Annotated in this window: 9 protein-coding genes and 1 tRNA gene; 3 read left to right on the forward strand and 7 right to left on the reverse strand. The window is 52.1% G+C overall.

Annotated features, from left to right (window positions below):
• Positions 1–2 precede the first annotated feature (2 nt).
• From SC206_RS12005 to SC206_RS12015, 3 genes are all read left to right on the forward strand, one after another.
• Entirely contained in the window at positions 3–1,787 is a 1,785-nt protein-coding gene (locus tag SC206_RS12005; RefSeq protein ID WP_332737493.1) for a GMC family oxidoreductase, read from the forward strand.
• 10 nt (positions 1,788–1,797) lie between these two features.
• On the forward strand, positions 1,798–3,129 hold the full coding sequence (locus SC206_RS12010) for a c-type cytochrome (protein ID WP_332737495.1): 1,332 nt from the start codon (positions 1,798–1,800) through the stop codon (positions 3,127–3,129).
• Positions 3,130–3,355: 226 nt separating this feature from the next.
• Positions 3,356–3,429: transfer RNA gene (locus SC206_RS12015), tRNA-Gly, on the forward strand.
• 111 nt (positions 3,430–3,540) lie between these two features.
• On the opposite strand, the gene SC206_RS12020 is transcribed toward SC206_RS12015, so the two are convergent.
• From SC206_RS12020 to SC206_RS12050, 7 genes are all read right to left on the reverse strand, one after another.
• The gene (locus SC206_RS12020; protein WP_332737497.1) at positions 3,541–5,109 is read right to left on the reverse strand and encodes an SUMF1/EgtB/PvdO family nonheme iron enzyme; all 1,569 of its coding nucleotides are present in this window, start codon (positions 5,107–5,109) and stop codon (positions 3,541–3,543) included.
• A 128-nt stretch (positions 5,110–5,237) separates the two neighbouring features.
• Positions 5,238–6,452, reverse strand: coding sequence for an ABC transporter permease (locus tag SC206_RS12025; RefSeq protein ID WP_332737499.1), 1,215 nt, complete (start codon positions 6,450–6,452; stop codon positions 5,238–5,240).
• Positions 6,442–7,170, reverse strand: a complete 729-nt coding sequence (locus SC206_RS12030; RefSeq protein WP_332737501.1) for an ABC transporter ATP-binding protein — start codon at positions 7,168–7,170, stop codon at positions 6,442–6,444. Before SC206_RS12030 ends, SC206_RS12025 begins: the two co-directional genes overlap by 11 nt.
• Positions 7,170–9,131 carry a vWA domain-containing protein gene (locus SC206_RS12035; protein WP_442976083.1) on the reverse strand — a complete coding sequence of 654 codons (1,962 nt, stop codon included), beginning with the start codon at positions 9,129–9,131 and terminating at the stop codon, positions 7,170–7,172. The genes SC206_RS12030 and SC206_RS12035 overlap by 1 nt, the downstream gene beginning before the upstream one ends.
• Positions 9,128–10,162, reverse strand: coding sequence for a hypothetical protein (locus SC206_RS12040; RefSeq protein ID WP_332737505.1), 1,035 nt, complete (start codon positions 10,160–10,162; stop codon positions 9,128–9,130). Before SC206_RS12040 ends, SC206_RS12035 begins: the two co-directional genes overlap by 4 nt.
• A complete protein-coding gene (locus SC206_RS12045) occupies positions 10,156–12,882 on the reverse strand; it encodes a putative virulence factor (protein WP_332737507.1) in 2,727 nt (908 codons plus the stop codon). Before SC206_RS12045 ends, SC206_RS12040 begins: the two co-directional genes overlap by 7 nt.
• Complete coding sequence (locus tag SC206_RS12050; protein WP_332737509.1) at positions 12,882–15,950, reverse strand: virulence factor SrfB; 3,069 nt, start codon at positions 15,948–15,950, stop codon at positions 12,882–12,884. Before SC206_RS12050 ends, SC206_RS12045 begins: the two co-directional genes overlap by 1 nt.
• Positions 15,951–15,957 lie beyond the last annotated feature (7 nt).

Raw genomic sequence — 15,957 nt, forward strand, 5'->3', positions numbered from 1 at the left:
CTATGCCTAAAGCAATGAAGAAAGTTGATGCAGTAATCGTCGGTTTTGGTTGGGCTGGTTCAATCATGGCCAAAGAGCTGACCGAAGCCGGTTTAAGCGTTGTCGCACTGGAGCGCGGTCCGAGCCGTGATACTTATCCTGACGGCGCGTATCCGCAAGTGGTTGATGAGCTTACCTATAACATCCGTAAAAAGCTGTTCCAAGATCTGTCGAAGAGCACGGTAACGATTCGTCATAACGTGACGCAGACCGCCATGCCTTATCGCCAGCTCAATGCGTTCTTGCCTGGTACCGGTACCGGCGGCGCGGGGCTGCACTGGTCCGGCGTGCATTTCCGTGTCGATCCTATCGAGCTGAACATGCGCAGCCACTATGAAGAGCGCTACGGCAAGAAATTCATTCCTGAAGGCATGACCATTCAGGATTTCGGCGTGAACTATAACGAGCTCGAGCCGTTCTTCGATAAAGCCGAAAAAGTGTTCGGCACCTCTGGTTCGCCGTGGACGATTAAAGGCCAGCAGGTCGGAGCGAAAGGCCTCGGCAACCCGTTTGCGCCAGACCGTTCCGACAAATTCCCGCTGCCTGCACAAAAGCGCACCTATTCTGCGCAGCTGTTTGCACAGGCAGCAGAATCAGTGGGTTATCATCCTTATGACCTGCCATCGGCCAACACATCCGGCCCGTATACCAACACTTACGGCGCGCAAATGGGGCCGTGCAACTTCTGCGGATATTGCAGTGGTTACGCGTGCTACATGTATTCAAAAGCCTCGCCGAACGTCAATATCTTGCCTTCGCTGCGTCAGGAATCGCAGTTCGAGTTGCGCAATAACGCCTACGTGCTGCGAGTTAATCTGACCGACGACAAAAAGCGCGCCACCGGCGTGACCTATGTCGACGCGTTGGGCCAGCAGGTTGAACAGCCCGCCGATCTGGTGATTTTGTCCGCCTTCCAGTTCCACAACGTCCACCTGATGCTGCTTTCAGGCATTGGCAAGCCATACGATCCGATCACCAATGAAGGCGTAGTAGGCCGTAACTTTGCCTATCAAAACCTGACGACTATCAAGACTTTCTTCGATACCGACACGTTCACCAACACCTTTATCGGTGCCGGTGGCGCAGGGGTTGGCGTAGATGATTTCAATGCCGATAACTTTGACCACGCTAAGTATGGCTTCGTTGGCGGATCGCCGTTCTGGGTAAATCAGGCCGGATCCAAACCGATTTCAGGTGTCGCGACCCCGCCGGGCACGCCAGCCTGGGGCAGCAAATGGAAAGCGGCAGTCGCGGATTCCTACACGCACAACGTTTCGATGGACGCACACGGCGCGCACCAGTCTTATCGCGCCAACTATCTTGACCTCGATCCGACCTACAAAGACATTCACGGCCAACCGTTGCTGCGAATGACCTTCGACTGGCAGGAAAACGACGTCAAAATGTCGCAATTTATGTATGAAAAGATGCACAAAATTGCCGTGGCGATGAATCCAAAAGTCATTTCCGGCGCGCCGAAAAATGCCAATACGCATTTCGACAGCACGGTTTACCAGACTACGCACATGAACGGCGGCGCAATTATGGGTGAAGATCCAAAAACCAGCGCCATCAACCGCTATTTGCAGAGCTGGGATGTGCATAACGTCTTCGTTCCGGGCGCGTCCGCATTCCCGCAGGGCTTGGGCTACAACCCGACCGGCATGGTCGCGGCACTGACTTACTGGTCTGCAAAAGCGATTCGCGAGACCTATTTGAAAAATCCCGGCCCACTGGTTCAGGCATAAGGAAATTGCGATGAAAAAATTACTTTCTGCCTTGTTCCTGGGCTCGATTGCCTTTGCAGCGCTGGCCGACGATAACGGCAGTGCCGAGCTTATCAAACGCGGCGAATATCTCGCGCGCGCCGGTGACTGCGTGGCGTGCCACACTGCCGAAGGCGGCACGCCGTTTGCGGGCGGCTTGAAGATGGTGACGCCGATTGGCGCAATTTATTCCACTAACATCACGCCGGATAAAGCCAACGGGATCGGCGATTACACGCTCGAAGATTTCGAAAACGCGGTTCGGAAAGGCGTGGCGAAAAATGGCCAGACTTTGTATCCGGCGATGCCATTCCCGTCATATTCCGTGGTCAGCGATGCCGATATGCAGGCGCTTTATGCCTACTTCATGCACGGCGTTAAGCCGGTCGCCCAACCTAATCGTGACAGCGACATTCCGTGGCCGCTGTCGATGCGTTGGCCGCTGGCTATCTGGCGCACGGCGTTCGCGCCGAATGTGCAGCCGTTTGCCGCCAAAATGAATGAAGATTCAGAGCTGGCGCGAGGCCGTTATCTGGTTGAAGGTCTCGGACACTGTGGCGCGTGCCACACGCCTCGCGACATCACCATGAAAGAAAAAGCCATGAACAATGACGATGGCAACGCTTTCCTGTCGGGAAGCTCGGCACCGATTGAAGGGTGGACCGCCAGCGATCTGCGCGGCGACAATCGCAACGGGCTTGGCCGCTGGAGCGAGGACGATCTGGTCCAGTTCCTGCGTACCGGACGTAACGATCACACCGCCGTATTTGGTGGCATGACCAACGTGGTGAAACACAGCCTGCAATATCTGACGCCGGAAGATGCGACCGCTATCGCCAAGTATCTGAAATCTCTGGATGCCAAAGATGCTAGCCAGCCTGCTTTCAAACCTGACGACACGGTAGCGAAAGCGTTGTGGAAAGGGGATGACAGCAAACCAGGCGCTTCCGTTTACGTCGACAGCTGCGCGGCGTGTCATAAAACCGACGGCACCGGCTACAAGCGTTTCTTCCCGGAGTTGAAGGGCAATCCGGTGGTGCTGGAAAACGATCCGACCTCCATCATCCACATCGTGCTGACCGGCGACACGTTGCCGGGCGTGAAAGGCGCTCCGTCGAACATCACCATGCCTGCATTCGGCTGGCGTTTGAACGACCAGCAGGTCGCCGACGTGGTGAACTTTGTGCGCACCAGCTGGGGCAACACCGCGCAGGATAAAGTCACCGCCGCCGATGTGAAAAAAGTGCGTAACGACGAAGATATGATTGTCGACAAGAAGCTGCTCGGGAACATGAATATCGAGAAACTTGCACCGCTGAAGTAAACGCGACGAAGTAGATGCGATGAAGTTAATGCAGTGAAGTAAATGCATTGATGTAGATGTGGTGAAGTAAATGTGATGAAAAAGGGGCTGCCAGATTTGCGGGCAGCCCCTTTGTTTTGCAGGAAGCGCGGGTTATCAAAACGCTAAACACTTAAATATATTGCAGTTATCTGCCAGTGCTCCTTGCTACCCGAGGATAACGGGTTATAATGCCCTTCACACCGAAGCGGGTGTAGTTCAATGGTAGAACGGTAGCTTCCCAAGCTGCATACGAGGGTTCGATTCCCTTCACCCGCTCCAAAAGCCGTTCTCAGACATTCCCAAAACTTCCTAAAAACCTAGCAAAATCAGCAACCAAAACTCTGTTGCCATTCTGAGTCCCTTGAGCCTGTTTCTCGCCTCACGTGAGGGTTAATGATTTGCATTGGTTTGTTTGCAGTTTTCTAACCAGCCTGCCGTATCAATCTTACCGTTAGCCAAATATTGTTGCTGATTCTGCCAATGTGCAGCCAGGAAAGGCTTGAGGCCTGTGAGTCGCTTGTTCAATGTTAGCATTTGCTCGAACACTGAGACCTCACGTTTAAGCCCATCTTGCCCATACAACGTGGCCGAATCGACTAGACTGCTGGCGTAATAACCCGTCAATTGCTGGAGTCTGTCAGACTGCTCACCCAGCTTGGTTTTACGGTTGGCGCAATTGGCATCGCTTGCATCTTTATCCTTACACAACAGTTCGTAGTTGTGATTTAAGAAATCGAGGAAGCGGCCGTCATCCTGCAACTTGGTGCACAGGAAAGAGCCTAAATTCAGGCTGGCACGAATTGACTGATCGCGCTCATCCTGCTGCTGCTGGTTGCTGGCGCGCAGCTGGTTTTCCAAATCTTTTAATTTTTGTTTCAGACCTGCATCGTCGACATTCGACGCGAGATTGCCCAGCGCTTTAGCCGTGTCTTTGGCATCATCGGCTTTCTTTTCATCAGGTTGATTTTCCGCTCCCAGGCTTTCCCAACTTTTTTCGAGTTGTTTTACCTTATTGGTAGAAGTGATGGTCGGCGCAACCAGCACCAAACGCAGGCCGGTGGTTTTACTGGAGAAAGGGGCGGCCTTGTCGTAGTAGTTCACTTCTTTACGCACGGCGCTGCGAATTTCTTCAGGACCCGAGAGAATGTTACCGCCTCGAACAACGAAGCCACCCGCCTGACCATGCAAGCGGTTTAATTTATTGAGATAAAAAGGAGTGAACATCATCTCTGAAGCATTACCCAACATGTCATACAGGCCAAGAGGGTTAGGCTTGAGCAGCCCAACTAGCTGTAATTTTCCGTTGGAAGACTGCGCGCCTGAAAACCATTCATAGTTCTTAATGTCATCCATTGGATAATGCTGGTCACGGAACTCGGCGCTATTAACTTTTAGGCCGCCACGCGCGGCGAACTCCCACTCGACTTCGGTCGGCAGACGCAAAAAGCCCGGATCTCCATCTTCTTTTGGAATTTTATCCATGGCATTGGCGCGTAGCCATTCGTTGTATTTGTTGGCGGCATTTACCGCATCGAACCAGCTCATACCGGTGGCGGGTATACTGAGTTTACGCGAGGGTGTGGGGCAGGTGCCTTCCGTCAATGCCTGATATTGCAGGGAGGTCAGCTCATATTTTGCTATCAGATAATAGCGCCCCGTATTCTTTTTCGCCTCCGTAAAGCTTCCTGCGATAAAAGCGGGATAGGTGTGTTCGATGACGCCCCAGTCTCCACTGTCCTGGCCCAGTGTAATAGGCAGATCATCGAGCGGATTTGACAGCGGGATCTCGACCTTGCGGAAAGCCATCGAGCCTTCGCAGGGCATAGGCAAGATAATATCTTCGTCGTCCGGTTTTGGATTCCAGGTGTTTACAGCCCAAGGCTCCGCAAGCGCAGAGGACATATTGGCGAGCAGGCCGAGAACTAACCCGTACGACAGAGTGGAAAGCTTTAAGGTCACGAAAAATCTCCGTTAATCAATGTTTGGTTAATAAACAATTGGTTAATAAACAATTTGGTTAATAAACAACTTGGTTAACAAACAATATGATTAATAAATAAGTTAATTAAAAATTAAGTGGGGCGGGTTTATACCTCACGCAGGCTCTGCGCAGGTTCGATATTGATCGCCCGATAAGCCCCAATGCTGGAAACCAAAAGCGCCACGATGACCGTCATTGCCATTGCCAGCAGGCTATGCCCCAAGGTTATTTTGCAGAGCATCTGGTTGGTCGTATGACTACCGGCCAACGCCCGGTTAAAAATCTGACTGGCGATAAGATAGATACCGTAACCCCCCACATAAGCTAAAAGGCTGAGCAGGACGCCTTGCAGCATCACATAGGTCCCCACAGCCGGGCCGGTAAAGCCTAAAAGGCGCAGTACGGCGATATGTTTGCGTTTGCGATCGACGTTGGCGATAAATGAACCGATGAGAGAGGCAATGCAGCCAATAAGGGCGGTTGCGGCAATAGTATTAAAAATGATCCCCAGCACCCGATTGATGCTTTTCACATTTTCAATATCTGCCAATCGGCTGATGGTTTCGATGCGCTGTGCCCGTAAATCGCGTTCAAGGCTGGCAACGTTGTTTATGCTCTTGGCATACAGTCTGGCACGGGCATAGCGTGGTGATTTGCTCCCCATAGGCTGACCGCTGCTCACGCCAAATTCCGGGATTGCGTAGCCGTCTCTGAAATCTTCAAGCATTTTAAGCAAAGAGGGCTGGGTAAATATCGCCGCACGATTGAAGTAAGTCGGCGGCAAAATACCGACGACGGTCAGAGACTTACGCCCCCATTCTCGGCGTTCTTCAAGCTGACGATTAACGCGCAGGGTAACGGTATCGCCGACGTTAACCGCAAGTTCTCGAGCGGCCTCCTGTGTTAAGACCACCTCATTTTCATGTCGGATCTCAAGCTTGCCCAGCAGCGGATCACCCCTGTCAGTAGGGATCACCTCTGCATTTTCGATGAAATGGCTGCTGTCCACCTGCAGGTCGGCAAGAGTATTGAGCGAACGTGTCTGCCCAATGGCAAAGCCCACGTCGGGGCGCTGACGTAGCTGCTCTATCCAGTCTTGATCATAACTGCCGCTGCTCAGCATCCTGATTTCCAGATTGCGGGGATCACTGGCAAGTTCCCCCTGCAACTGGCTGACAATGCCAAACCGTAAGCCAAACAGCAGCAAGAGTGGGGCGATAACCGCGACAAGAGAAGAGGCGATACAAAATGAGATAATGCGGTCGTGCCACAAATCTTTCAGTGCCAGGCGACCTAGCAGCAGAGTTCGGTTAAAGGACAAAGTGGGTTTCTCTCTGTGCGGGTGCTCCAGACGGGTCGGAGACATCCGAGTCAAGACGAGCAACTAAACAAGGTAGGTTGAAACGTTGCACCAGCGGCCAGTCGTGACAGACAACCAGCGCCATCATTCCTTCCTGAGCAACCAGATCGATAAACAGGCGAAACAACTGTTGCGCGTTATAGGGATCAAGGGCGGCGGTAGGTTCATCGGCCAGCACGAGTCCCGGGCGGTGCATAATGGCACGGGCAAACGCGGTTCTCTGCCTTTCACCAAATGATAACTGCGCCGGATACTTGCTCAGCAGCGGGCCAAGTTTCAGAACCTCTATGACTCTGCCCAACATCGATTTATCAGGCGACGAGCCAAGCAGCTGGCAGGGCAGTTGAATGTTGTCCTGCACGTTCAGGAAAGGGAGCAGCCCGCCATTTTGTAGTACAAACCCCAAATGGCGGGCGCGAATGTCGGCCAGCTCCGCCTGATGATTGGCTTGGATTAATTTGGCAACATCCAGCCGTTTTTCATCATGTAACTCGAAACGTCCGACGCTGGCTGGGCGCAGCAATAAGCCGATCGCTTCGAGTAGCGTACTTTTTCCGCAGCCGCTTTCACCGGTCACGGCCACTATCTCACCCGGCCGTATCGTCAGCTGCGGCAGGCAGACATAATGAGCCTGAGCACCCTGACCCCGTACTACACACAAATTTTCTATATGTAGCATTAAGGCATCATTTCCAGCGGTACCGGGTATACGCGATCGCGAGGATCACTACCTTTTGCAAGCTCAACCCAGCGATCAACATCGGCGTTATACATTTGGTAATGGCGCAGCTTTGTCGTCAGGGTGCGGATGAATTTCTCCTGCGACAGGGCATCCCAGCTTTCCCACGTCTCTTCATCAAGATTCAAGACGTCGCTGCGATAAGGCAGATCAGCAAGATATTCACCTAATACACCGAGATCGTTGATTTTGGCGTTTTCCCGCTGCTTAAGCTGGTTAGGGTCAGCACCCATGGTGGCGGCCACCGTGCGTAAGCGCTCAAACATCTTATTCGGCGAGATCATGCCTTCGTTGGCAGCTTGCAGAATTTGACTTACCACATCGCTCAGATCGCTCAGTTGCCCCTTGGTGAGCAGCACGCGAACCTCTGTGGTTGGGATGTTTTGCTTGATAAGGTCGCGGTCGCTAATCCACGCTTTAAACACTAGCGGTGCCTGGGTATCGTTCTTTTTACCCAGCCAAGCCAGTTGCATCGCATGACCAATGAGTGCGGTATCCCCCAGTAATTTGTCCTCCGGAGTCTGCTTTTTCCCCTCATCTTTAGAATAAATAGCGCTACCGATCGCCGGATCGCCCATGTAGGCGGACTTGACCTGTGCTGTGATGGCGGCGGCTAAAGTATCAACCTGCTGACCAAAAGTTTTAAGGTCACCGGCATCGACAGATTCATAAAGGTCGGACTGCGTGCTGTCGAAGCGGGAAAGATCCTGATACTGGTTTTCAGCTTTCGCATGATCGTCTTTGCCTGAAGGGGTCTTCAGGTGCAAGGTATAAATAGCAATACCTTTGTTACCCGCTTCCAGACGCAACTGTTTGGCATCAAGGCCGGTAGAGGAGAGTTTGTTGCTGCCATCAATGGCGCCAGCGTCGGTGATCAAGACGATGTAACGCGCGCCGAAAGGACTCCAGTCAATGTTGTCGATAGCAGAAAGGACACCGGCATAAGAATCCTCATCGTATAAAGAGCTAGATACTTTAGCTTCTTGCAGGCCAGCGACTTTTTTCAGGAAATCATTGCCATCTTTCACCTGATTGGGATCGGCGAAGATTTTGGACGTATATTGCAAACCAGGTACTGCTTTGATGTTCGAACGGAATGAAACCAAACCGAATTTAACCTGATCTTGCAGGTGCTCCTGTTTGATCTTGTCGTAAATTTTGTTGACCGCTTCTTTCGTCCGTTCAATGTACGGGCCCATTGAAAGGGTTGAATCGATAACGAAAACTACCGAGGCATTAAATCCTTTAAGCTGGTTAACATCATCAACCTTCTTGGCGGCAGGATCCGCTTTGCTCACGGAGGCAACGTTGAGCAAACGGGTATAGAATCCGCTTTCCGTCATCACCTCTTCCCCGCTGAGGATCGGCAACAGGTAGAAATGCTTTTGCAGATCGACAAAATATTCCGGCTCCTGGGCCAGAACGCCATCGGCTCTCCCGTCGCGTTTCAGGTGGGCGCGCAAGGGGGCAACGATTGAGACAGGGTCCGGCGCGGAAAGAATGTCATCCAGACTTTTTTTATCTTTGAAAAAGATCAGCCGGTCACGGTTCGCCGGATTGGTAAACGACAGGGTTAGCTGCATTTTCCAGTCAACGGTGCACGATTGCGGTAACCAGCCAATCGTTTTACCATAGCTGTCTGGCCCAATCTTGACCCAGCCTTGCCCATTCACATCCGTTTTTTGATAAACATAAAAGCTGCTAAACGCAGGCTGTAATTCACCTTTATCATCGCCAGCCGTTGCGCCCAATTTACAACCCGGCGTGGTCAGAACCCTTTGAAATAAAGTTTTCTTTCCTTCCTGCAGCAGGGGTTTGTTTCCGTCTGCGGCTAAAGCCTGATTCATAAAAAGCAGGCCACACAAAGGTAAGGCCAACTGAAGAAAATGTTTCCTGATCATTTTCTAAGCTCCGCAAGGCGCTGTTTCGCAAGCGGGTTGCCCGGCTCGGTTTGCAGTACGGTGTCATACCAGTAAGCCGCGGTATCTGCATCTGCGGTTTTGAAACACTCGCTTGGCTTATGATCTTGCGGATCATATTCTTTGGCATAAGCGAGCGCTATTTTGACATCCCCTCCTTGAGCACGATAGGCGTACAGACGCTGCGCTACACCGCATTTCTTCGCCTCTTTTGCCGCCTGAATAATGGCCAGCAACTTGTCACTATCGAGCTTTTGTTGCACGCAATTTTGCACAAATTCGAGCTCACTCTGGGTGGTCAGGGTAGCAGGCGAACACTCGGTGGCACTGGCTTTGGTTTCCGCTGATGCCGTTGCAGCAGGTGCCGCTGTAACAGCCGGGGCTGCCGATGGGCTGTCCGCCGTTGCTGGCTGAGTAGAGGCGCTGCCCCGACCCATAAACCACCATAACGCTCCGGCGGCAATCAGCAGCACAAGTATCCCGACAGCAATCATCGGAATAGGGGAGGCTTTGCGCTTGGGTTTAGGTCGAACAGGCGCATGGATCGGTTCTTCCGGCGTTGGCTCGGTTTCTGCTAACGGAACAGGCTCTGGCACTGGGACGGCCGAGGCTTGCGCAGGAGGGGTCAATACGCTGCTGCCGCTATAGTTACCGGTTTGCCCACGGGCATCGGATGAGAACAACTCATCACGTACCAGCTGTAATGTTGTATTCCGGGTTTCACCCGACGCTAGCCGAGCCTGAATTTGTACTTGGCTTGCGCTCGCCAGCAGCGGATCAAGCAAGGTCGGGCCAATTCGAAAAGCACTGCCATTGTTAAATGGATAGCCGCCATCGATGGTAAACCAGTGCGGCATCGGGCTCCAGCTGGTGTCTGGTTGCAGATAGTTTTGCTCATTGTTGCAAAGACTAAAGGTCAGACTTGACAGTTCTGCCGGTTCGCCACGTAGGCGAATCATCAATTGTGCAGTACCCGGCTCAGAGGGTTGGCAGGGAAAGATTTTAGCTAGCATGGCAGTTTCTCTTGTTTCATTTGACTGATTATTTGGCCAAGTTGCCGATTATGTTCAATGGAGATATCGCGGGTAGCGCTGTGGCCTGCATTTTCCAGCACGATTCTCATTAATGCCGATAGCCAGTCACCCATATAGGCGACACCTGGCTGCGGAGCGACTGAGGCCAGTTGCGGCAGCTCATCGCTGGCAAGAGGAGCCTGACGGGCAAAGACTTTTTTACTACTCACGTAGCTTTGTGGAATTTGCTCTTCTGGTAAAGAGAGGTAGCCAAACCAGGCAATAAAGTCACGTATTGTCAGTTGGGCACGCAATACCTGACGCGCCCGTAACTGCTCTCGGCGCGTACCTGCCTGCTCCTGACCTGCCAGCGCACGTTTTAATGAACCTTCCAGATCCAGACGCGTGGCCGCCGTAATCAGCTCTTCGCATAACAGCATGATCTTCTCACTGCTCATTCCCAGTCGCTGCCAGTGGATAACTTGCTGTGGCAAATCTCGTAGGTGCGCCACCCACGCTTTGAATGCCTCATGGGCGAATTCATCATCCCGACCTACAGGTTCCGGCTCGGCGACGGATTCAGCAGCAGGCTGCGCATTAGCAGGCGCACTGTCAAAGGGATTGCTGGCAAAAGGGCTATTATTACCAAATGGATTGCTGCCAAATGGATTGCTACCAAATGGATTAGCAGCAAAGGCGCTTTGCGGACGCGTTTCAACGCCTGCGCTCGTCTCCTGATCCTGATTACGAATGCTGAGATAGATATTAGGGAGTTCATGAGAAGGCAGATCGAGGCTGCTGATGATCTCACTCAGACTATGCGGGCAGGCAGACAAGCCATCCCACAGATCTTTAGCAATGAGCTGTTTTTTAGCAACTTTGTCATCACCATCCTGCTCGTACCAACGGCCAAGCTGTTCATCACCCATTTCTTTGCGACATTGCACAAGCTGAGCATGCAGACGCTGCAATTTGAACTCTAAATGGGCGACGCCGCGTAATGCATTGCTCAGGCGGGAAATTCCACCATCGTTGAGCTTAAGCATCGCCTGCCAGGTCTCATTTGGCTCGGCAACGTGCTGACGAACATTATTGCCAGTGATAAAGACACGACCCATAGTATCGAGTACTTCACGATAACGTTCAGCAAGCGCTACTTCTTTAAGGCTCTCCTGATGGGGATCATTTTCGAGCGTCAGGAAGGGGCTGTCCATTCCAGGTTTACGCACCAGAAAACAGTTATCAAACGCCTTGCCAGGTGACCACTCTTTTAACCAGTCGTACGAGGAAAAACGTTCCAGCAGCGTCATATGCAGCATGCCTTCCCAAGCCTCTTTCAACTGACTTTCGGTTTTTTTGAGATTGTCAGTGATCCGCATATCACACATGGTGATGGCCCAGAACAAGCCTGCTTTATTTTTCCCGCGCTCTTCTGCAGTTTTGCCCTGCGTCTTCTCCACCCAGCGTGTAAGCACCGGGCCAACATCGGAAACGTCACTTTGTTTAAACGAGCTGGCGCACACCACCAGGGCATTCATCTCCTGATTATCGGTGTAACGCTCGAAGAGATAAGCGACCTTGCCGCGCAGCAACAGCTGCGATACCGGATTCTGCCCCTCCTGAGCCGCATCCTTCAACGCGAGGAGTTTGAGTCGCCCGCGGTAGCCGGGGAAATCGAGTAAATCGACTTGATCCATCACGTTCGTGTTGGTCACGTCGGCGAGCGGGAAAATAAGCTCCGAGGTCAACGCCGCCAGCTCAGCTTGTGACAACGTGGCGCTGCTGATTTGCTGATTCTCACTCCAGAAGCGTATTTCGACGGTGCGATCCTGATGCGAGCCCAGACGATTAAGGCTGTCGACATTCATGATGCTGCCGCTGCTGTGATCAATCAGCGTTTCCAGAGGGGCAAATACCATTTTGGGGTGATTAAGTTTCGCCAGCACATTGGCGAGTGAACGATAGGTCTCGGTTAACTCAGGCTGTTCTCCCCACAGCAGAGAGAAGAGGTTCGCACGTTCGTTTGGATTGAGCGCCGGTGCAATTTTAAGAACGCGCGGCCACCACGCATGCTCAAGTTTCTCCACGGATTTTTTGAATGACGTGTTGAGATAGTCCCACAGAGCCACCACGTCCTCACTGCTGACACCATTATTGGCGCTAGCCTGTCCAGCACGTTGCAGGAAAGGACGCAGGCTTTCTTCAATGCGCTCTTCGTCAATCTTGTCATTTAACTGCTCGTGGTTAAAATCGTTGAACCACGTGTTGGCGAGGATCTTTGCCAAATCAATTTCACTGAACAGACGCAGCGGTACCGGATAACCCTCGGGAGCATCGGGCGCGTGTCTGGTAAAGCGAGTGACTAGACCGGTCGCCTCTTTGCCGCCGCCTACCGGGTTAACCTCTTTAATAAAGTCCACCACGCGGTTGCCATATCGCGCTTCAAGCTCGCCATTGCTGCCCGCCGCCAAGGCAGAAATAAGATAGGACTTGCCCGCTTGCGAGATACCGAAAAAACCCACGGTCATCGGGGTGGTAGAAACCTCGGTAAGGCTTTTCGCCAAGTTACGGGTGCGCAGCAAACTCAGGTTGAGCTTATCCGCTTCGTTATCCAGGCGGCGCGAGCTCGTTCGCGCGTCGTCCACCCAACCCAGTGCATTCTGACAGCCCTGAGCGATAGCAGCCCAACCTTGTTGCAGAGTATTTTGTTCGCTATTCATTATTTTTTCACACTCCCGCTATCGAGCCAGTGTCTACTATCAATAAGCCCCGTATCGGGCATAGTATTTAGCTCCAGCTCAACGTCGTTCTTACTGAAAGATTTATCGGTATTACTGCTCACGTCCGCGATGATCAGGCGATCGCTGATAAGCCCCAATTTGCGTGCGGCCTTGCCTTTATCAACCATCAGTCTGACTTTGAGGTAAGGCGAGCCGCTGTCATTGGATGTCGCTTTGGAGAACTTTTCACGCCCTGATTCGCTAAACCGCAGGGTGTATAAAGGAGCCGCGCTCCAGCGTTCCGTATCCAGCTGGCGATAACCTAATCGCAGATCGCCACGCATAACAATGCTTTGGGTTGTGGCTTCGCCTTCCGGAGTCATGACCACCGGCAATTTAATTTGCCCGTCTTCTGATTCAATATGACGATAGACAACGTCGGCATCATGGATCAGGTTATCCATATCGATGATGCCGATATGGCGAATGGTCGAATAAGGTTTCAACGCCGAAATACGGAAATGGAAGTTGGGAATGCTGTGGTTAGCACATAGCTGAGACAGCATTGCGCCGACGGAGGCGGTGCTCTTCGAATCGTCAATATGACCGTTTTTATGGAACGGATACCAAGTTCCTGTCTGGTAGTTATGCAACGCCAGAATGCGTCCCGGAGGTAGCGGCAGATTACGACGAACGATGGCTTGAATACCCGGTAGTTGCGATGGGCGACCGGTAAGCAGCAGCAGATCACAGTGGTAACAGGATAAAACCTCGCACAGCGCGGTAAGCACTTTATCGATGTTGAACTTACCCGAGCACAAATCATTATGCATCTTCGAAAGCAGAAGATTGAGGTGGATATCAGCCAGTTTAAAGTCATTAGGGCCACCCGCCTTTTGCACTTCACGGCGCACAAAGCCTTCAACCTCTTCACTGACACTGCCAGCAGGCAGGATTTCACTCACCCGTTGATTTATGAGCAGGTGCGTCTGTTCATCCTGCGGATCATATTGCTCGTAACGCGACAAGATGTGCAGAGCCAGTGGCACAAATAGCTGCAAGCTGAGTTGCTGACGCAGCACCGATTCGGCAGCACTGATATTTTGTGAACCGCACAGTTGAGACATGAGCGTTTCGACTGTGCGCACACCCGCTTCACGCAGTGACAACTCGAAAGCGGGAAGGATGTAGGACTGAATCACATCTAGCAGAATGTCATCGCCTGCGATTTTGAAGCTGTCACGAAAACGCTGATGGGGAATGATATGCACGTTAGCGCCACCACCGGAAACCCCGTTACGATCCAGTCGATAATCGGTGATGACCAGGTCCGTTGTACCACCGCCGATATCTATTGACGCTATGGTGATGGTTTCACGCTCTTCCCGATCCGGGCGACCCAGCGTATTGAAAAATATCTCCGGGTGGCCTGCGAAGTTCTGGTTGATCTCCGTATAGAGATACACTAACTGAGCACAGGAGGCTTCGTCCCATTCCACGCGAATTTTAGGCAACGGAATCTTGATGTTGCCCTTGGTGTGGTCTTCTTCCGCATCGGCGTAAGGGTCGTTCTCGCCAGTATGCCAGCGCAGGGATTTCCATACCAAACCCACAGCCTGACGCATTCTGTCTTCGAAAATACAGCGTTCAGCCATTGGCAGACCCGGCGGAACGGTCAGAATAATGTGTCGAAGTTGACGAGGAAGACCGGCATGGCCTTCACGAATACGCTGCTCCGGGCTATTGATCTGGCTGATAGCCTGAGTCAACACTTCCGATAACATGAAGGTCATCAGAGAGCTGCGCGAGTAGCGTGGAGTAAAGACTGGAATGCGATCCATTTCGTCTTCAATGGTGTGCAGCGCTTCGCCTTTTTCATCAATTAAATTGGCAAAAGGAGCCGCAGTCGCCAGAGGATTGGTATCCTGCACATAGCTGCCGTTAAAGCGCCAGCCCTGACTATAGAACTTCTCGTCCCAGAGATAACGTTTTGGGCTGGAAAGCCCCGTAGAGCCTTCGCTCCCTCGGCGGCGCGACGCTAAACGAGTCGCTTCACCCCCAATGCGGGCTATCGTCGGCCATTGGAAAGCGTCGTGACGGCCGCTGCGTACCGAATAGTGATCCTTACCAAAAAACGCCTGTGAAAACTCGACCTTGCTTTCAAAAGGTTCGGTATAGACATGCTCCGGAGCACTAAGATCGCGTAGTTTGAGCACGTAATTGTGCATCAAGCCAGATCCTGACTGCCCGTGATCTTCAATTAAAATACCGCATGTCCGAGAGTTACCCACATCCAGGATCAGATCGACCGGGATCGGTTTAATGGCGTTAACTTCACGATTGGCAATCATCTTGAACTGTGGAAGTTCGATAGAAGGCTCAGTCTGTGTTTGATGGCCTTCTAGCGGGATAGCCATTAACGACAGCAAATTGAGATAGTGCGCCAGTGGATACTGCTGGGCTATCTCATCCTCTCGTTCGTCAATGTCACGGACTTTACTGGCATCTTTAAAGACTTCGACCAGCCACTCTTTTACCCAGTCCTGCGTTAAATACCAGTTAAGCGCATAGGTGGCGGTGGCCACGGCAAAGGTGGCACCGGCGTTCACATCTTCATGATTGGGACTAAGATCGGCCGCCGATTGCTGTTTCGCCATGATGCGGGTATCGATAGCCAGAGTCATACGATGGCTATGACCATCCATATCGGGTTCAGGCAGTTTCACCAGACGAAAACGTGCCCAGTTCAGTGGCCCTTCCTGATAAATATTCGGCAGGCTAAAACGGAACAAGGGAAGAGGAAGCCAGACTTTATCAAGCAATTTAAGGCTCTGCTCGACAGGAACGTCGTATTGGCTCTTGGCCTTCTCAAAATTGTCTGGCGACGGCTGGTAGAAATAGTAATCGCGCTGTTCGTTGTAAGTTAGGCGAGTGAGTACGCCGTTCGCGAGTTTAACAAATTCACCCGCTGGCTGGCGTTTAAGGCTTAAGCCGAAATCCATAAACTGAATTCCGGAGTCACCGACCAAGGTGATTTGACGATCGAAAGAAACAATTTCAGGCAACATAATGTAA

Source organism: Rouxiella sp. T17 (assembly GCF_036663475.1).
Lineage (GTDB): Bacteria > Pseudomonadota > Gammaproteobacteria > Enterobacterales > Enterobacteriaceae > Rouxiella.

Excerpts from the sequence above, each read along its gene's own strand:
- SC206_RS12045 (WP_332737507.1), bottom strand. The coding sequence starts at position 12,882 with ATGAATAGCGAACAAAATACTCTGCAACAAGGTTGGGCTGCTATCGCT.
- SC206_RS12030 (WP_332737501.1), bottom strand. The coding sequence starts at position 7,170 with ATGCTACATATAGAAAATTTGTGTGTAGTACGGGGTCAGGGTGCTCAG.
- SC206_RS12010 (WP_332737495.1), top strand. The coding sequence starts at position 1,798 with ATGAAAAAATTACTTTCTGCCTTGTTCCTGGGCTCGATTGCCTTTGCA.
- SC206_RS12035 (WP_442976083.1), bottom strand. The coding sequence starts at position 9,131 with ATGATCAGGAAACATTTTCTTCAGTTGGCCTTACCTTTGTGTGGCCTG.
- SC206_RS12040 (WP_332737505.1), bottom strand. The coding sequence starts at position 10,162 with ATGCTAGCTAAAATCTTTCCCTGCCAACCCTCTGAGCCGGGTACTGCA.
- SC206_RS12050 (WP_332737509.1), bottom strand. The coding sequence starts at position 15,950 with ATGTTGCCTGAAATTGTTTCTTTCGATCGTCAAATCACCTTGGTCGGT.
- SC206_RS12005 (WP_332737493.1), top strand. The coding sequence starts at position 3 with ATGCCTAAAGCAATGAAGAAAGTTGATGCAGTAATCGTCGGTTTTGGT.